This is a genomic window from Agathobaculum sp., from assembly GCF_050946325.1.
In the GTDB taxonomy this organism is placed as follows: Bacteria; Bacillota; Clostridia; order Oscillospirales; family Butyricicoccaceae; genus Agathobaculum.
In genome coordinates this window covers 18891-36859 of sequence record NZ_JBMNUP010000005.1, presented here as the reverse complement: position 1 = coordinate 36859, position 17969 = coordinate 18891, and the positions used below count along the sequence as shown (strand labels likewise).

Here is a 17969-nt window from a genome sequence, read left to right as displayed (position 1 = left end):
CGTCCTTCTTCCAGATGCGGAATACATTTTCATCCCGCCGCAGCAGGCAAAGCATCAGCAGCAGCACGCCGGATGTCAGCAGGCGCACCGCAACCAGCCATTGCGACGGAACCCCTTTTACCTGCAAAAGATACTGCCCGCAGGTACCCGAAAATCCCCACAAGGTGCCGCCCACCAGTGTCATCAGTGCGCCGCGGACGGCTTTTTTCTGTTCCATAACACACCGCCTTTCCTCTTTTATTCTGTGTGGTTAAACCCCTCCATGTTATAAGTTTATCCCGTCTGTCTGCGCGCGTCAACCTACGGTTATGCGCAATTTAGGCACATTTTTTCCGTTTTTCTCCTGCTTTTTGTACGATGAAGCCGTTGAAGCACCGGATATCCGCAAAAGCAAACGGCGTCCCCGCTTTGCCTGCGCGAAGACGCCGTTTGCACGCTTCTATGCTTTTTCCTTGTCCAGCGCCAGCAGCACAATGGTGGACAGGATACAGGCAAAACCCAGCAGGTCCATCGGAACAAACCGCTCCCCCAGCCAGAGCGCTGAAAACAAGGCCGCTGACACCGGTTCGGTCAGCGCATACAGGCTGCCCTTTTTCGGTCCAATCCGGCGCACGCCTTCCAGAAAGATGGTAAACGCACCTACCGTGCCGAACAGCACGACCGCTGTCAGCCCCATCAGCGCGCCGCCATCCAGCGATACCGGAATGCAATACGGCTGCAGCACAATCGTCAATATCACACCGCCAACCAGCATGCCCCACGCCGTCACCTGCGCTGCGCCGTATTCACGCAGCAGGCGGCCGGGCTGTATGGTATACACCGCCTGCGCCACCGCGCTGCCCAGCCCCCAGAACAGCGCCGCGCCGCTCAGCACCATCGTGCCCGGGTTGCCGTGCGTTGCCAAAAGAAAGGTGCCCGCCATGGCCAGGCCCACGCTTGCCCATTCCAGCGGACGCGGCAGACGGCCCGCCCGCAGCGCCAGATAGAGCACAATCATCGCCGGCCCCAGATATTGCAGCACCGTGCTTGTGCCCGCATTGGAAACCGCGATGCAGCGGTAATAGGTATATTGGCACATGGTCATGCCCAGCAGACCGAACACCAGAATACCGGCCGCGTCCTTCTTCCAGATACGCGCCGCACCGCGCCCTTCCCGCAGCAGACACAGCAAAAGCAGCACCGCGCCGCCGGACAGCATACGCACCGGAACCAGCCAGTTGGCATCAAGTCCCTTCTGCTGCAGCAAAAACTGTCCGCACGCGCCCGAAAATCCCCACAGCATGCCGCCCAGCATGGTCAGTGCGGCACCGCCGCGCGTTTTTTCTTCTTTTTCCATACCGTTTTCCCCTTATGATGGAAAAGCCCCCTGCAAAACACAAGGAGTCTCTCTTAAAACATATTTACGCAGGCAGTTTCAGTGTTTGCTGCCAAAAGCATCGCAAATTTTATTGAAACTGCCCTTCATCCTATGCCATATCGGCGCAAAACGTTACGCCGACAGAAATAGTATAGCGATGCCCATTCCCCGTGTCAATACCCAAGATCGCCCGGGCGTTGCGCCATGACAGAAAGGTCCCCAAACTGCGGCATCCCCTGTTTTGAGGCCGGACAACGCAGCCCATCAGCGGCAAGAAGAAACCATGCAAAAAAGCAGCTGACCCCGCACAGGTCAGCTGCTTTTTCATGTCGGCGCCGCAAAAACATGGTGAACCGGTCAGCCTTTGCACCGCAATCCCATCATACTTTTTCTGCAATCTGCCTTGCAACATACACGCCGCTTGCCGAGGCATGCGACAGCGAGTGCGTAATGCCGCTTCCGTCGCCAATGATATACAGGCCTTCATGGCAGGTCATCAGATTATGGTCCAGTTCCACTTCCATGTTATAAAATTTCACTTCCACGCCATAGAGCAGCGTATCGTCATTTGCCGTGCCCGGCGCTATTTTATCCAGCGCGTAGATCATTTCAATAATGCCGTCCAGTATGCGTTTCGGCAGCACCAGGCTCAAATCTCCGGCCGCAGCGTTCAGCGTCGGCACCGTGAAGGATTCCCGGATTCTCTCTTCCGTGCTTCTGCGTCCCCGGATCAGGTCGCCAAAGCGCTGCACAATAACGCCGCCGCCCAGCATATTGCTCAATCGGGCGATGCTTTCCCCATAACCGTTGGAGTCTTTAAACGGCTCGGAAAAATGTTTTGCAACCAGCAGCGCAAAGTTCGTGTTGTTCGTCTGCCTGGCAGGGTCTTCATAGCTGTGCCCGTTCACCGTAACGATGCCGTTCGTATTCTCATTTACCACTTCGCCCTTCGGGTTCATGCAGAATGTCCGCACCAGATCTTCATATTTGGAAGTGCGGTACACAATTTTGCTTTCATACAGCTCGTCGGTCAGGTGTGCCAAAATGCCGGCCGGAAGTTCAACGCGCACCCCAATATCCACGCGGTTGGAATTGGTATTGATGTGCAAATCGCGGCAGATCTGCTCCATCCATTTGCTGCCGCTTCTTCCTGCCGAAATGACGCATGCACGGCCTTCATAAACGGTATCTTTGTGATAAATTCTGTATCCGTTTTCCAGCTTCTCCACTTTATCAATAAAGCAGTTAAAGTGAAATTCCACCTTGTCTTTCAGGTGATTGTATAAATGCTCCAGAACAATGTAGTTAATATCCGTTCCCAGATGACGAACAGACGCATCCAGCAAATGCAGTCCGTTCTGCATGCAGCTGTTTTTCAGCCGCGAACCGGATGTGGAATAAAGTTTGGTGCCCTGCCCGCCAAAGGCCAGGTTGATTTTATCCACATATTCCATCAGCTCCAGCGCCGTTTTTTTGCCGATGTATTCATGCAGAGTGCCGCCGAAGTCGTTCGTGATGTTATATTTGCCGTCCGAAAAAGCGCCGGCGCCGCCAAAACCGCTCATAATAGAGCAATGTTTGCAGTGGATGCAGGATTTTATCTTATCTCCGTCAATCGGGCAGCGGCGTTTTTCCAGCTCATTGCCCATTTCAAAAACTGCAATTTTCAGGTTCGGTCTTTTTTCCAGCAGCTCATAGGCCGTGAAGATGCCGCCGGGGCCTGCTCCGATTATCAATGCGTCGTACATTTCTTTTCCTCCAAAATAAAAAAAGTTGACTCCCTGTGCGGTAGTCAACCAATTTGGTGGTTGGTAGAAACGTCTGCCCATTTTGCAGACTTATACCTTTCCTATTATATATACAATTGCCGCTGAATGCAAGCATAAATTTTCCGTTGCGCCGTCTGTGCACCCTTCGGCTGTCTTTTTTTCCCGCACTGCATAAAAAACAACTCCTCTTTTCCAAGTGTCTCTCAGAAAAGAGGAGTTGCCCCATGCAGTAACAAATTCTTTCGCTATGCGCAATACCGTCACCGTTATTGCGCTTTCCTGCTTTCAGGGTAAATTACTTGTTGTCAACCTCAGCCATGTGCTCGATGAGCATCAGCAGCTTGTTGGAGTAGCCCCACTCGTTGTCGTACCAGGAAACAACCTTTACGAAGGTGTCGGTCAGCGCGATACCAGCCTTCTTGTCGAAGATGGAGGTGCGCTCGTCGCCCAGGAAGTCGGAGGAAACAACGTCCTCGTCGGTGTAACCCAGAACGCCCTTAAGACCGCCCTCAGACAGCGGCTTCTCAGAAGCAGCCTTCATCGCAGCGCAGATGTCATCATAAGAAGCGGGCTTGGCCAGGTTAACGGTCAGGTCAACAACAGAAACGTCCAGGGTCGGAACACGCATGGACATGCCGGTCAGCTTGCCGTTCAGCTTGGGGTAAACCTTGCCAACCGCCTTGGCAGCGCCAGTGGAGGACGGGATGATGTTGCCAGCTGCCGCACGGCCGCCGCGCCAGTCCTTCTTGGAGGGGCCGTCAACGGTCTTCTGGGTGCCGGTGGTGGAGTGAACGGTGGTCATCAGACCGTCGGTAATGCCGAACGCCTCGTCCAGAACCTTGGCAATCGGAGCCAGGCAGTTGGTGGTGCAGGAAGCGTTGGAAACAAAGGTCATATCCTTGGTGTAGGTGTCCTGGTTAACGCCCATAACGAACATCGGGGTGTCATCCTTGGACGGAGCGGACATGATAACCTTCTTCGCGCCGCCGTCAATGTGCGCCTGTGCCTTTTCCTTGGTCAGGAAAACGCCGGTGGACTCAACAACGTAATCAACGCCGTCCTTGCCCCACGGAATGTTCTTGGGATCCATCTCAGCATGGAACAGAACCTTGTGGCCGTCCACAGTGATGGAGTTGTCATCATACTCGATAGTGCCGTCATAACGACCATGCATGGTGTCGTACTTGAGCATGTACGCCATATAGTCGGGAGTCATGAACGGGTCGTTTACCGCAACGAACTCAATGTTCGGGTTCTTCAGACCAGCGCGGAAAACCATACGGCCGATACGGCCAAAGCCATTGATACCTACTTTGATAGCCATTTGTAGTGATCCTCCTCAATTTTGACTGTATTTTAGTCGTTGGGTTTATTATACACTATCGGGGCAATTGACCGCAAGGTGTAATATTTGTGAAAATTTTGTCATTAGCTCATGGGTTTTTGTATATTTTTCTTTGCAAAGGTGTACCGTCTGGTGGTATAATAAACACGTCCCACAAAATATAGTATTTCAGCCGCTGACCGGCCTTATACGCAAAAAACAGAAAGAAACATCATAACGATTCGGAGGATAAGGATACTGATGACGGACTCCTTTTTTTTAGATCTTGACAGCGGGACGCTGTCCGCGCTGCTTGCGCACACCGAAATGCATGAGGCCGCGCTGATCATCGTCGGGCCTTCGCTCCATATTGAAAATTGCAACAAACCGGCGGCACAGCTGACCGGTTTGCACCCGCTTGAGCGTATTGACCAGCTTCTGAGCGAACCGGCGGTCTGTGCGCTGCGCGACTGTATCGCGCGGCATGTATCCCGCACCGTTCAGGAAGAGCTGGACGGTGTGGAATACCGTCTTGAACTAATTCCCCACAGAACCGGTGCGCTGCTTGCCTTTGTACGCGCCGGCCGTGCCCGCTACGACGGCAGCCTGCGCGTACTGCAAGCCAAAACCGCGCCAATTCTCGGCGCCATGCTGGCGGATGCAACCAGGACCGACGACCCTGTGCTGGCGCAGCATCTGCGCAGGCAATGTCTGCGGCTGCACCGCATGCTGCTGCATTCCGATTTTCTGCACGATCCGCCGCTGACCGAGCAGCTCCAGCTTGACCAGTGCGAAATAACCGCCCTCTGCCGTGAAGCGGCAGAGCAGACCGCCCAGGTTTCCGGCTGGGAAATTGCGCTTGACCTGCCGGAAAGCTGCACCGCCCTGGTCGACCCCAAGCTGATTGGCACTGCGCTGTACAATCTGCTGACCAATGCCGTGCGCGCCACTCCGCCCGAGGGGGATGTCACGCTCTCTCTGCGGGATGAGCAAACCCACCTGACCATCACGGTTGCTGACCGCGGGGCCGGCCTGAATGCCGAACTGTTTGACCGCCTGCTCTCCGGCTGGCAGCGCACCGTTGATCTGCGCGAATACCTGGACTTTACCCGCCGCGGCGCGCCGCTTGGCTTCGGCCTGCCGCTGACGCAGTGTATCGCGCAGCTGCACGGCGGCACGCTGTTGTTTTCCCCGCGGGCAGGCGGCGGCAGCATGCTACATTTTATCATCTCGCATCTGCCTGAATCCCTGGCCGAGCATAACCTGGCCGCGCCCATGGTGCTGGACGACGGTTTCCCCCTTGCAGAAATTGAACTTTCCTGCCTGGACCCGCAATAAAAACAGATAGGGCAGACAAAACCGCCGCTTTTGGTTGAAAAGCGGCGGTTTTCCATTGTTCGCAATTTTTATACGCCCCGCGGCGCCAGATTATACAGCACCTGCGCCATCTCTGCGCGGCTGATCTCTCCCTTGGGATTGAACGTGCCGTTTGCATTGCCCTGCATCAGTCCATTGGCACGGCAAAATGCAATGTCCGGCCGCGCCCATGCGGCAATCTCCGTCTGGTCGGTAAAACTGCCCACGGCAAGGGTATCGGCCGAAACCACATCCTCCATATATCCCTTTTCTTCATACAGCTTGACAAAACGCTGCAAAACCGCCGCAAACTCCTGGCGGGAAATGGTATTCTGCGGATGCAGGCGGCGCTCCTTATCTCCGGTCATCACGCCCGCGCCATAGCAGAACCGCACGGCTGCCCGGCAGTCCAAAGATACGCTGTCAAAATCGGCGCATTGATCGGCTTCGGTGCTGCTCAGTTTTTCCGCCAGCTTCTGGTCCGCCAGCGCTGCAAAGCGGTATACCGCGTCGGCCACCTGCTCCCGCAGCATGGGCGCGTCAGGGACAAAGATTCCTTTCCCGTCCTGCTCGCTGACAGGGTCCATCACCCCGTAGCTGACGGCAAACAGCACCGCCGGCGTATACCACTTTTCCTCTGCAATATCGGTCAGCTCCAGCGCATCCTTCTGCTCCGCAGCAAAGGCAGGCGCGGTCATCGCAAGCGCCGCCGCAATTGCAAGAAGCAGCGCTGTCAGTCGTTTTTTCATATGGATTCTCCTTTTTGCTTGCGCAGATCTTTCCCCCATTATACCCGATACGGCCGTTGTTTTCCATTCCAATTACAGCCTTTCGCAAAAAAATCGACGCATTTTAAAAATGCGTCGATTTTTTTCAGTCCTTATAAAACGCGCCGAATCCCTGGTACGCCATATACAAATCGAGCTTGGCAATCTGCTCAAACGGCGCGTGCATGGACAATACGGGCACGCCTGCATCCACCGTATCAATGTTGCGGTTGGCCAGATACATCGCCACCGTGCCGCCGCCGCCCTGATCGACGCGGCCAAGCTGGCCGGTCTGCCAGACCACGCCCGCCTTATCAAAAATGCAGCGGATGCGCGCCATCAGCTCGGCGGTTGCGTCGCTCGTGCCGCTCTTGCCGCGCGCGCCCGTGTATTTAACCAGCGCAAAGCCGCAGTTCACCCGCGCATCGTTGCGCTTTTCGGATACCTCGGGATAATTGGGGTCAAATGCGTTGCACACATCGGCAGACAGGCATACCGAATGCGCAAAGCACTCCTCCAGCACCACATTCTGCGCACGGCACAGGCTGCCCATAAAGCGCTCAAATGCATGCGACTGCATGCCGGTCACGCCTTCCGAGCCGATTTCCTCCTTGTCCACCAGCAGACACACGCAGGTGTGTGCCGGCGCGGTTTTCAAGTCCAGCAGCGCAGTTGCCGCAGTATACGAGCATACGCGGTCATCGTGCCCGTAAGAGCCGACGAACGAACGGTCAAAACCAATATCACATGCTTTGAAAGCCGGAACACAGCACAGCTCTGCCGAAAGAAAATCCGCCTCAGTCATCCCATATGCGCGGTTGAGGTGCTCCATAATGGCCAGCTTGATTTTTTCGCTGCACGCTTCGTCCACCGTTTCGCTCGGCACCGAACCGATCAGCACATTCATCCCCTCGGCCTTGATGACCTCGGTCGCCTTTTTGGTCATCTGCTCGGAAGCAAGGTGCGGCAGCAGGTCGGTGATGACGAACTTGGGGTCCTCCGGCTTATCGCCCACGCGCACATCAACCGTTTTGACCTTGCCATGATCGCATACGCATACCACGCCGCGCAGCTCCAGCGGAATGGCTGTCCACTGGTATTTTTTGATGCCGCCATAGTAATGGGTTTTAAACAGCGCCATGCCGTTGTCCTCATACAGCGGCACCGTGCGGATATCCACACGCGGCGCGTCCAGATGGGCAGCCGTCAGGCGCACGCCTTCTGCAAGGCTCTTTTTGCCGATGACCGCCAGCGTGATGCCCTTGCCGCGGTTGACCTGATAGAGCTTATCCCCCGGCTTGACCGCATCGCCGCCGTCCCACGCGCGAAAACCCCTGGCCTCAGCCAGGCGTACCATTTCACGCACCGCGTCGCGTTCGGTCTTGCCTTCGTCCAGAAAGGACTTATAGCCCTCGGCATAGGTTTGAATCGCCTTTTTATCGCCGTTGGTCAGGCGGTCAAAGCCAGGCTTTTTGTCATAAAACAATTGTTCCGAAGTCATCATTCTTGCACTCCTTTGATGAGTTGATCGTATAAAGCATCGGTCTCCCGCCGCAATGCGGCAAGATCACCGTTGTTTTCCAGAATATAATCGCAGCGGGCGCGGTAAAAGCCGTCCTCCGGCTGGGCCGCGATGCGGGCGCGCGCCGCCGCTTCATCAATGCCGTCCCGCGCCATCACACGCTGCACGCGAATCTCCGAATCGGCCAGCACGCCGATCACCCGCTCGCACAGGTCTTCCGCCCCTGCTTCAAACAGGGTCGGCGCGTCGTACAGCACGATTGGGCAGCCGCTCTGCGCCTGAATCGCCGCCAGCGAGGCCGCGCGGATGTACGGCCTGGTAATTTCATTGAGCCGGCGCAGTTTTGCAGGGTCGGAAAAGACGATCGCCGCCAGTTTGGGGCGGTCGAGCCTGCCGAACGCATCCAGTACGCCGCCAAACGCGGCATCGAGCGCCGCGAGCATCGTGCGGTCGTGCGCGCACAGGCCGCGGTAAACCGCGTCCGCATCCACCCAGCCCGCGCCGAGCGCCTGCATCCGCGCCGCCACAGTACCTTTGCCCGTGCCGCTGCCGCCGGTCAGGCCGACTATTTTCATTTTACCATTCATCAAATCAGATTATCCTCAAAAAAGTCTGTATCCAGTGTTTTTAGTACATAGGTTTTTTGGGCCGATACGCCCAAATCAAATTCAATCATCAGCTGTGCCAGTTTTTTCCCATCTATCAATACCAAATTCCGTTGCTGCGCATATTCCTGTGCTTCCTCCGAAAATCGGGAAGTGGTGATAAACAGACCGCGCGTCATACCCATAGGCAGAGCCCCATAAAACTTCTGAACCTCCGGTCTGCCCACAGGGGTATTGTCCCAACGCTTTGCCTGAATATAAATTTTATTAAAACCCAGACGATCCTGGCGGATAATGCCATCGATCCCATTGTCGCGCGATTTGTGACGGCACTTATCATTTTCCAGTTCTGATGTACCATATCCCATTTTTTCAAGCAGCTGAATTACTAACCATTCGAAAAAACCGGCCGGTTTTGATAGTATAGCTGATAAAATATCGTCTGCCAAAGCAGAATTAAGCTGCGAAACAGCACGATCGACAACCGAATCCGGTGTGTCATCCTGCATATCGTCATCAATTGGATCTTGTGGTTTCTCCTGCTTCTGCGATTTTGCAGAAGGCCGTACAAATTCGCGAAAATCAGGATAACGCATCAGAAAAGCATTGTCCAAAGGCTCGGGGCACTCCTCCAAAACTTTTCTTCCTTCGTCGGTAATTTGATAAACACCGCGCTGCACAGTTTCAACTAAGCCAGCTTTCGTCAGATAGGTCTTTGTCCAGCTGATTCGATATTGGAGAAGCGGAGAGCGGTTTGTTCCTCTGCATTCCAGCGTGTCTGCCGCAGATAAATTCATTTGTTTGGCAATACTTTTACACAATTCCGGCATGCGGTGGTTTTTGCCGTCTTTTAAACATTCCAAAAAGGGCCTATACATCTGATCGTATTTTGGCACTGCCATGCAATTTCCTCCTACACCTCTACCACCGAAAACCCCGCCGCCTTTTTGATGCGATTGGCAACGGCCAGCCCCAGTCCCTCATCCGAGGGGCACTGCGCCCAGATCTGGGTCACATCCGTGTCGTCAAACGCCCGCAGGCGGTCGAACACTTCGCGCGCCTGTGCGGCAAGGTTAAATTGGGAACCAAAACATTCCACCACGCAAGTGGGGAAATATGATCGGTATTCGTCAAAACAAAGCACGCCTGCGGTCCCATCCACCTGCTTTTGGATGTATTCTGCTGTGCGTTGTGGGTCACCGCGCACAACCGTAACGGGCGCCTTGGGCGCATAATGCCGGTATTTCATGCCGGGGGCAGATACGCGCACATCATCCCCGATTTTTTCGTACAGAGCGCGGTCCACTTCGACCTCGCCCAGCACGGCACGAAGCTGCTCGAGTGTGATGCCGCCCGGCCGCAGCAGGCGCGGTTTGTCCAGTGCAAGCGTGATGACGGTGGATTCCACCCCTACACCGCACGGACCGCCGTCCAGAATCGCGGCGATTTTGCCGTCCATATCGCGCAAAACGTGCTCCGCTGTGGTGGTGGAAGGGCGTCCCGACGTATTGGCCGAGGGCGCTGCGAGCGGCACGCCTGCGGCACGGATCAAATCACGCGCCAATGGGTGCGCAGGCAGACGGATGCCGACCGTATCCAGACCGCACGACACCTCCTGCGGGATGCAGTCCCCCTTGGGCACAATCATGGTCAGCGGACCGGGCCAAAATGCCTCCGCCAGCGCTTTGGCCTGCGGCGGAACGGCGGGGCACAGCTCGTAGATCTGGTCAAAATCCGCAATGTGAACGATCAGCGGGTTGTCCTGCGGGCGCCCCTTTGCACGGAATATTTTCGCCACCGCTTCCCCATCCAGGGCATTCGCAGCCAGCCCGTATACAGTTTCTGTGGGCATACCCACCACTTCACCCTGTTTTATCAGGGAAGCAGCAGTATTTACCGCATTTTTATCATTTTGTGGGGATAGCATTACTGTTTTCATATGATACACTTCCATCAGTGGAAAATTAAATAGCTTCTATAAAAGAGGGTTTTATCGGACAGGCGTTTTGATATCATCAAGCTGTCAAAGAAAAGGAGGCGACATCCATGAACGACCCGTTGGTACAAATCACCCATCAGATCACCCAAACCGTTACATACGGAACGACGGAAGCGTTCAGCCGGTTTGTCACAATCACCGGTTTTTCGCATTATCACGGTTTGGAGCCGTTTGCAATCGGGCAGTTCATCCGGTGCCGAAAGGAGCCGGCCAATCCGTTTGACAGCGACGCTATCCGGGCATTCCTGCCCGTGCTCGGCACGGTGGGATATCTCGCCAACTCTGCCGGCACCAAGGCCGGCGGCACGATGGGGGCCAGCCGTATTTACGAGCATGTGCCCGACCGGTTTTACGTCCGCGTACAGTTTACCACCCGCAGCAAGGTCATCTGTCGGGTGGAGGACGGTCCCTTGAACCGTCTGGACGCGGAGCTGGCGCAGCAGCTTGCCGAACAGGACGACTGGGGTTAACCCTCTGCCTGCCGGCGCAGTTTTTCCGCCGTGTCGGCCGCAATCAGCGCGTCAAGAATCTCATCCATATCGCCGTTCATAAACTGGTCGAGCTTGTAGATCGTCAGCTTGATGCGGTGGTCGGACACGCGGTTTTCCGGAAAGTTATAGGTACGGATACGCTCCGACCGGTCGCCTGTGCCGACCTGGCTTCTGCGGTCGGCGGCGATGGCGGCCTGCTGTTTTTCAACCTCCGCCTCATACAGGCGGCTGCGCAGCACGCGCATGGCCTTATCCTTGTTTTTGTGCTGGCTGCGCTCGTCCTGACATTCCACAACGGTTCCGGTGGGCAGGTGCGTGATGCGGATGGCGGAGGAGGTTTTGTTGATATGCTGGCCGCCCGCGCCCGAGGAACGGAAGGTGTCGATGCGCAGGTCGTTCGGGTCAAGGTAAAAATCCACCTCTTCGGCTTCGGGCAGCACCGCAACCGTGGTGGTCGAAGTATGCACACGCCCCTGTGATTCGGTTTCAGGTACGCGCTGCACCCGATGTACGCCCGACTCAAACTTTAAGCGGGAATACACCTTATCCCCGGCCACGCGGAACACCACTTCCTTCAGCCCGCCCAGCTCGGTTTCGGATTTGTTCATCACTTCGGTCTGCCAGCCGTGCTTATCCGCATACATGGTGTACATCCGGTACAGGTCGGCGGCAAACAGGGCGGATTCCTCGCCGCCCGCGCCGCCGCGGATCTCGACAAAAATGTTCTTATCGTCATTGGGGTCGCGGGGCAGCAGCAGAATCTTCAGCTCGTCCTCCAGCCGTGCCAGATCGACCTTGGCCTGTGTAAGCTCTTCCTGCGCCAGCTCCTTCATATCCGGATCGGACAGCAGCTCAAGCGCATCCGCCTGCGCCTGCTGCGCCGCTTGGTAGGCGCGGAAGGCCGCGACGATCGGCTCGAGTTCGTTGCGCTCTTTGAGCAGCTTTGCGGCGCGGTCCGGATCGTCATACAGCCCGGGTTCGGACAAACGCATCTCCAGCTCGTCCAGCCGCGCGGCGAGCGATTTCAGTTTTTCAAACATAAGCATTTCTTTCCTTTGGTGGGTGGTTTGGCACAGAGCGGATGGTCAGTCGCGTGTTTTTACCACCGTCCGGTCAGCATCAGGCCCAAAATCGAGCAGTATTCCCGGCAGCGCACGCTCACCCATTGCCCCGGGTAGGGCGTCGGCGCGGGAATGCCGTATGGGTCCAGCCCCGCCTGCTCCATCAGGCGGCAGGCCCGCGCCAGATGATAATCATTGGTGATGACCGCCGTGCGCGCGCCCTGCTCCATGATGGCGCGGGCATTGGCAATATTTTCAATCGTATTGGAGGACTGATCCTCTAAAATCAGCCGGTCGGGCGCAATGCCCGCGCCGGTCATATAGTTAAACATCGCTTCGGCTTCGCTGCACGGTTCGTTGCTGCCCTGTCCGCCGCACAGGATGGCCTTGGCCTGCGGATGTCCTTCCAGAAAACCGCCCGCCACATCGCACCGCGCAGCCAGCGCGGCCGAGGGCTGTCCGTCCGGATTGACCCGCGCGCCCAGAACCAGCACATAGTCCGCCTTTGCCGCATCAGGATTGGGCTGCATACCGCGCCCAATCACCCCAATCTGAATATAAGCGAACGACAGCACCACCAGACCGAACAGCACCCGCCCCAAAACGGACAGCACCGCGCAAATCCGGCATTGCCTGCGCTTGCCGAGCACATACCATTCCCCCGCGCAGCCAACGGCAAGCGCAAGGAAAAACACACCGCCGAACCGCGACGGCGCCCACGGCAGCTGCACCGCGCCCCCCAGCGCAAACAGTACAGCCAGTCCCATCCATACCTTTCGTTCATTCATTGCAGTTCCTCCAGTTCGGCCGCAACGGCCTCCCATTCGTCCATTTTGGCAGCAAGCAGCTCATCGCAGGTCTCCTTTTCGCCCATCAGCTCCAGCAGGCGGGCAGAATCCGAGGACGCCTCGATCATCTGCTGTTCCAGCTCGGCAGACTGGGTTTCCAGCTGCGCGATCTCGCGTTCGAGCGTATTCAGCTGCTTTTGCAGGTTTTTGGTGCCGCCTGTGCGTTTGAGTTTTGCGGGCGGCGGGGGAACATCGTCCAAGGTGGGCGCTGCCGGCTTTTGCTTTTTCGGCATGGGCGCCGGCTCGGCTGCGGGCAGCGCGCCGCCGCCCTTGGCGCGCCAGTCCAGAAAGGCGCTGTACGAACCGATGAAATCAATCAGCCGTCCATCCTCCAGATACAGCACGCGCGTGGCGAACCGCTCGACAAAATACCGGTCATGCGATACAAACAGCAGTGTGCCGTCAAACGCTTCAACCGCCTCTTCGATCCATTCGCGGGAGGCCAGGTCCAGATGGTTGGTCGGCTCGTCCAGAATGAGCAAGTTGAGCGGATCGTACATCAATTCGCACAGGCGCAGGCGGCTCTTTTCGCCGCCGGACAGCATGGAAACGGTTTTCATCTGCTGTTCCCCCGTGAACTGGAAGGAACCCAGCCGGTTGCGCGCCACCTGCATGGATACATTCTTGTCGTAGATCAGCGTGTCGATCAGGTTGCGCTGCGGATTGGCAAAGTACACCTGCTGCGGCAGATAAGCCGGCTTCAGCCCAACGCCCTTGCGAATCACGCCGGTATCCGCCTGCTCCTCTCCCAGCAGGAGCTTGAGCAGCGTGGTTTTGCCCGCGCCGTTTGCACCCAGCAGGGCGACGCGCTCGCGGTTGCGGATCTGGAAGCTGATATCGTGTAATATTTCCCGTCCGTCATAACTTTTTGTAATATCCCGCACCTTCAGGACATCCTCGGTCTCATAATTCGGGTCGCCGAAGGTGACGGTCATCTTTTTATCCTTTTTCGGGCGGTCGGTGACGGTCATGCGCGCGATGCGCTTTTCAATGGACGCGGCGCGCTTGGCCAAATGCTCGGTGCCGTGCTCGTGCATGATCCGCGCCACGGCTTCCAGCCGCTTTTTCTCAGCCAGCTCGTGTTCATGGTGCTTTAGCTGCTCCTCGCGGCGGCGTTCGCGCTCGACCGCATAGTAGGAATAGTTGCCGCTGTAAAAATCGCAGGTGCAGTCGTGGATTTCGATCACGCGGTCGCAGCACTGGTCGATAAACCAGCGGTCGTGCGAAATGATGAGCACGGTGCCGCGGTAGCCTTCCAGATAACGGCCCAGCCAATCAACGGCGTCCATATCCAGATGGTTGGTCGGCTCGTCCAGCAGCAGCACATCGGTCTGCTCCAAAATGATGCGCGCCAGATTGATGCGCGTTTTTTCGCCGCCGGACAGCAGTGCAAACCGCTGTGCGCGCATTTCCGCGGGAATCTCCAAGCCGTTGCACACGCGGTCGATCTCATAATCCCGATTATAGCCGCCCAGCGCATCCAGCCGCGTTTCCAGCAGCGCATAGCGCCGGAGCAGCGAATCATCATCCGGCCGGCGGGTCATTTCGTCGGTCAGCTCATCCATGGCGGCAATGATTTCATCGGATTCGTGGAAGGCCAGCCGCAGGATGTCCTCCACCGTGGATTCCGGCGGAAAATCCGGCATCTGGTCGATCACGCCCGCCGTGCGGCCCTGCCCGATTGCAACATGGCCGCCGTCATAGGGCAGGCGGCCGGTCAGGATATGCAGGAGCGTAGTCTTGCCCGCGCCGTTCGCGCCCAGAATGGCAACCTTTTCGCCCGGCTGTATATCAAAAGAAATATCCTGCAAAATCAGCTTATCGCCGTAATATTTTGTCAGATTTTGTACGGTAATATCGGCCACTGACGCGGCTCCTTTCCCAAATTCAAATTTTCCATGCATACAGGTCTTTTTATTATAGCACAGGTCCGCCGCAAGGAAAAGCCCATCCCATGGCGTTTTCCATCAGAAATTGCAAATTTTTTTATGAAAAAATCACAAAAATCGCTTGAAAAATGCAGGTGACCTTGTTAAACTGATAGTGTTATCCAACACATAACGCAAAATCATCATAAAGGATGTGTCAATTATGGGTTTTTTCACAGGTAAAACTGTTATCATAACCGGCGGCGGCCGAGCCGTTCTGAAAGACGGCGGCTGCGGTTCCATCGGCTACGGTATCGCGACCGCTTTCGCAAAAGAAGGTGCAAATCTCGTTATCACCGGCCGAAATGTCAAAAAACTGGAAAGCGCCAAGGAGGAGCTGGAAGCCACATACGGCATCCGGGTGCTGCCTGTTCAGGCGGATATCAACGCAGGTGCGGACAATATTGCCACCGCAAAGCATGTTGTGCAGCAGGCAGTGGATACCTTCGGCGGTATTCAGGTGCTGGTCAACAATGCGCAGGCCTCTGCTTCCGGCGTTTCGCTGGCCGAGCATACGATGGAAAACTTTGATCTTGCCATTTATTCCGGCCTGTACTCTGCGTTCGTCTATATGCAGGCCTGCTATCCCTATCTGAAGGAAAGCCGCGGCTCGGTTATCAATTTTGCCTCGGGCGCCGGTTTGTTCGGCAACGCCGGCCAGTGCTCCTACGCTGCCGCGAAGGAAGGCATCCGCGGCCTGACCCGCGTTGCCGCTACCGAATGGGGTCCGGACGATATCAACGTCAACGTTGTCTGCCCGCTGGCATGGACCTCTCAGCTTGAGCAGTTCCGCGATGCCTATCCGGACGCTTATGCGAAAAACGTACACATGCCGCCGATGGGCCACTACGGCGACGCCGAAACCGAAATCGGCCGCGTCGTTGTAGCGCTCGCTTCGCCCGACTTCAAGTATATGTCCGGCGAGACCCTGACGCTGGAGGGCGGCATGGGCCAGCGCCCGTAATCTTCTGCTTGGCGTAAAAACGCTGCATCCTTATCCTGTGATGACAGCAATGTTCGGGTGAGCACCTACCGGCAGTAAGGCTGACTTACTGCCGGTTTTATTTTGGTCTGAGGGGGAATCCTTGCATGTGGAATATGTTCTGGCCCATTGCGCTGGTCGTTCTGTCCAACATCATGTACAATATCTGCACCAAATCAACGCCGGCGGGCGCAAATGCCTTTCTCTCACTCGGCGTGACCTATCTGACGGCGGCAGCGCTGTCCCTGCTGCTGTATTGGCAGGGCGCCCACAGCACACTGCCGGAAGAGCTTCGCCGCCTGAACTGGGCTGCGCCCGTATTGGGCATTATGGTCGTCGGGCTGGAATTCGGCTATATCCATATGTACCGCGCCGGCTGGCGGGTGAACACCGGCTCGCTGGTGGCCAACATCGCCCTTTCCTGCGCGCTGCTGGCAGTCGGCGCGCTGCTCTATCATGAGGTGATTACACTCCGCCAATTGCTGGGCATTGCAGTCTGCGCGGCCGGTCTCTTCCTGCTGACCTATTAAAAACACAGCAGGGCCGCCGGCGCACCTCCCTTTCCGGCAGATAAAAAGAGGGCCAACCGGCCCTCTTTTTTATTTTTCAATACCGCATCAGCGGAATCTGGTGCGGTTCCGCTTCGCCTGACGGCAGCAGCATGGCCGTAATATCCGGCCGTGCCGTTTCAATAAAGTTTACACCGCTGTGAATCAGTTCCGCAAGCGTGTGTTCATTGCTGGTCGACAGGCTCATGGTGAACAGACCCGCGCGGCGGCAGGCCGAAATCAGCTTGGGCGTCAAATCGCCTGCGGCGGCGCGCAGACCGAACAGCCCCGTCGTCTGCGCAGCGCGCACCAGCGCGTCAATATTATCCGGCAGCGCGGGCAGCTCGCCCATAATGTGCAAATCCGGATTAGAAACCGCGATGCGCGCGGCTTCCACCAGGCCAAGGCCGACAAAAATCGTCTCGTCCAGATAATTGGCGTGCCGCAGCGTCATACGAAGCTGGGGCAGCAGGGTCTGGTTATGTACGGTAATAGCAATTTTTGCGCGGCAGGTACGGGCCAGATCAATCGCCTGGCCGGCCGGTATCAGCTGCGGCGCCGCCTGATGCAGCTCGGTATAGCTGTAATCGGCTATATTCATCTGGGTGCCGTCCGCCGCGGTGCAGTACCCGTCCGAAGAGAGCACGGCAATGCCGTCCGCCGTCATATCAACCGACAGACAACAGCCCTTTGCACCCTCCTCATTGCCGGCAAGAATGGATTCCAGCCCGTCCGGCTCGGTATCCATGCAGCCAACCGAAGACAGAACGAAGGTTTCCTTGTTGGTATAGTGCATACCGCGTCCCCTTCTTTCTTTACAGGGTCTCCGGCGCCTCGTAGGTCACGCCCTGCGTGTCCACCGTGACCGTTTTCATTTTCTGCTCCTGACGCGGACGATCGTGCCAGTCCCGCTTGGTGTTGACAATGGCGTCCACCACGTCCATGCCTTCCGTCACCATGCCGAAGGAGGCGTACTGGCCGTCCAGATGCGGGGAATCCTCGGTCATGATGAAGAACTGGCTGCCCGCAGAGTCCGGCGCCATCGTGCGCGCCATGGACAGCACGCCGCGGGTATGGTTCAAATCATTCTGGAAGCCGTTTGCGGTAAATTCGCCGCGGATTTCATAACCGGGGCCGCCCATACCTGTACCGTCCGGATCGCCGCCCTGAATCATGAAGCCCGGAATGACGCGGTGGAAAATCGTGCCGTCATAAAAGCCTTTCTGAATCAGCGAGATAAAGTTGCGCACCGTATTCGGGGCTACCTCAGGATATAATTCCGCGCGGATGATACCGCCGTTTTCCATTTCAATCGTTACAATTGGATTGCTCATGCTTTTTCACTCCATCATCAGCGCATAGGCGCATATATTCATTTATATTGTACCAAACTTCCCCTCAAACAGCAAGGG

18 protein-coding genes and 1 riboswitch are annotated in these 17969 nt (G+C 56.5%); of the genes, 4 read left to right on the top strand and 14 right to left on the bottom strand.

Features of this window, described 5'->3' with window-relative positions; translation table 11 throughout:
- From ACOYIE_RS01355 to gap, 4 genes are all read right to left on the bottom strand, one after another.
- A partial coding sequence (locus ACOYIE_RS01355; RefSeq protein ID WP_433410107.1) for an EamA family transporter occupies nt 1–217 on the bottom strand: 217 nt, incomplete at its 3' end.
- Nucleotides 218–439: 222 nt separating this feature from the next.
- Nucleotides 440–1336 (bottom strand): DMT family transporter, encoded by an 897-nt coding sequence (locus ACOYIE_RS01350; protein ID WP_433410106.1) that lies wholly within the window; start codon nt 1334–1336, stop codon nt 440–442.
- A gap of 401 nt (nt 1337–1737) precedes the next feature.
- Nucleotides 1738–3105, bottom strand: a complete 1368-nt coding sequence (locus ACOYIE_RS01345) for an NAD(P)/FAD-dependent oxidoreductase (RefSeq protein ID WP_433410104.1) — start codon at nt 3103–3105, stop codon at nt 1738–1740.
- A 21-nt stretch (nt 3106–3126) separates the two neighbouring features.
- A riboswitch (purine riboswitch) is annotated at nt 3127–3223 on the bottom strand.
- A 198-nt stretch (nt 3224–3421) separates the two neighbouring features.
- A complete protein-coding gene (gene gap, locus ACOYIE_RS01340; RefSeq protein WP_433410102.1) occupies nt 3422–4450 on the bottom strand; it encodes a type I glyceraldehyde-3-phosphate dehydrogenase in 1029 nt (342 codons plus the stop codon).
- Nucleotides 4451–4711: 261 nt separating this feature from the next.
- Here gap and ACOYIE_RS01335 point away from each other — a divergent pair, with 261 nt between their 5' ends.
- Nucleotides 4712–5788, top strand: coding sequence for a sensor histidine kinase (locus tag ACOYIE_RS01335; RefSeq protein WP_433410100.1), 1077 nt, complete (start codon nt 4712–4714; stop codon nt 5786–5788).
- 68 nt (nt 5789–5856) lie between these two features.
- Here ACOYIE_RS01335 and ACOYIE_RS01330 read toward each other — a convergent pair whose 3' ends face one another.
- The 5 genes from ACOYIE_RS01330 to ACOYIE_RS01310 form a co-directional block, all read right to left on the bottom strand.
- Nucleotides 5857–6555 (bottom strand): S-layer homology domain-containing protein, encoded by a 699-nt coding sequence (locus ACOYIE_RS01330; protein WP_433410099.1) that lies wholly within the window; start codon nt 6553–6555, stop codon nt 5857–5859.
- A 124-nt stretch (nt 6556–6679) separates the two neighbouring features.
- A complete protein-coding gene (locus ACOYIE_RS01325) occupies nt 6680–8077 on the bottom strand; it encodes an aminopeptidase (RefSeq protein ID WP_433410097.1) in 1398 nt (465 codons plus the stop codon).
- On the bottom strand, nt 8074–8682 hold the full coding sequence (gene coaE / locus ACOYIE_RS01320; RefSeq protein WP_433410112.1) for a dephospho-CoA kinase: 609 nt from the start codon (nt 8680–8682) through the stop codon (nt 8074–8076). The genes ACOYIE_RS01325 and coaE overlap by 4 nt, the downstream gene beginning before the upstream one ends.
- Complete coding sequence (locus ACOYIE_RS01315; RefSeq protein ID WP_433410095.1) at nt 8682–9602, bottom strand: restriction endonuclease; 921 nt, start codon at nt 9600–9602, stop codon at nt 8682–8684. Before ACOYIE_RS01315 ends, coaE begins: the two co-directional genes overlap by 1 nt.
- 11 nt (nt 9603–9613) lie before the next feature.
- On the bottom strand, nt 9614–10627 hold the full coding sequence (locus ACOYIE_RS01310; protein ID WP_433410110.1) for an L-threonylcarbamoyladenylate synthase: 1014 nt from the start codon (nt 10625–10627) through the stop codon (nt 9614–9616).
- A gap of 119 nt (nt 10628–10746) precedes the next feature.
- On the opposite strand from ACOYIE_RS01310, the gene ACOYIE_RS01305 reads away from it, so the two are divergent.
- A complete protein-coding gene (locus ACOYIE_RS01305) occupies nt 10747–11169 on the top strand; it encodes a hypothetical protein (RefSeq protein ID WP_433410094.1) in 423 nt (140 codons plus the stop codon).
- On the opposite strand, the gene prfA is transcribed toward ACOYIE_RS01305, so the two are convergent.
- The 3 genes from prfA to ACOYIE_RS01290 are packed head-to-tail and all read right to left on the bottom strand — an operon-like array spanning nt 11166 to nt 14964.
- On the bottom strand, nt 11166–12230 hold the full coding sequence (gene prfA / locus ACOYIE_RS01300) for a peptide chain release factor 1 (RefSeq protein ID WP_433410093.1): 1065 nt from the start codon (nt 12228–12230) through the stop codon (nt 11166–11168). The two genes, ACOYIE_RS01305 and prfA, sit on opposite strands and share 4 nt — an antisense overlap.
- A 59-nt stretch (nt 12231–12289) precedes the next feature.
- Nucleotides 12290–13039, bottom strand: coding sequence for a YdcF family protein (locus ACOYIE_RS01295; protein ID WP_433410091.1), 750 nt, complete (start codon nt 13037–13039; stop codon nt 12290–12292).
- Nucleotides 13036–14964 (bottom strand): ABC-F family ATP-binding cassette domain-containing protein, encoded by a 1929-nt coding sequence (locus tag ACOYIE_RS01290; protein ID WP_433410090.1) that lies wholly within the window; start codon nt 14962–14964, stop codon nt 13036–13038. Before ACOYIE_RS01290 ends, ACOYIE_RS01295 begins: the two co-directional genes overlap by 4 nt.
- Nucleotides 14965–15190: 226 nt before the next feature.
- Between ACOYIE_RS01290 and ACOYIE_RS01285 the strand changes: the two genes are divergently transcribed.
- Nucleotides 15191–15991 (top strand): SDR family NAD(P)-dependent oxidoreductase, encoded by an 801-nt coding sequence (locus ACOYIE_RS01285; RefSeq protein ID WP_433410088.1) that lies wholly within the window; start codon nt 15191–15193, stop codon nt 15989–15991.
- A 125-nt stretch (nt 15992–16116) separates the two neighbouring features.
- A complete protein-coding gene (locus tag ACOYIE_RS01280; RefSeq protein ID WP_433410086.1) occupies nt 16117–16539 on the top strand; it encodes an EamA family transporter in 423 nt (140 codons plus the stop codon).
- A 76-nt stretch (nt 16540–16615) separates the two neighbouring features.
- Here ACOYIE_RS01280 and ACOYIE_RS01275 read toward each other — a convergent pair whose 3' ends face one another.
- Nucleotides 16616–17353: a hypothetical protein gene (locus ACOYIE_RS01275; protein WP_433410085.1), complete on the bottom strand. Its 738-nt coding sequence runs from the start codon at nt 17351–17353 to the stop codon at nt 16616–16618.
- A 19-nt stretch (nt 17354–17372) separates the two neighbouring features.
- Nucleotides 17373–17891, bottom strand: a complete 519-nt coding sequence (locus tag ACOYIE_RS01270; RefSeq protein WP_433410083.1) for a peptidylprolyl isomerase — start codon at nt 17889–17891, stop codon at nt 17373–17375.
- Nucleotides 17892–17969: the final 78 nt, after the last annotated feature.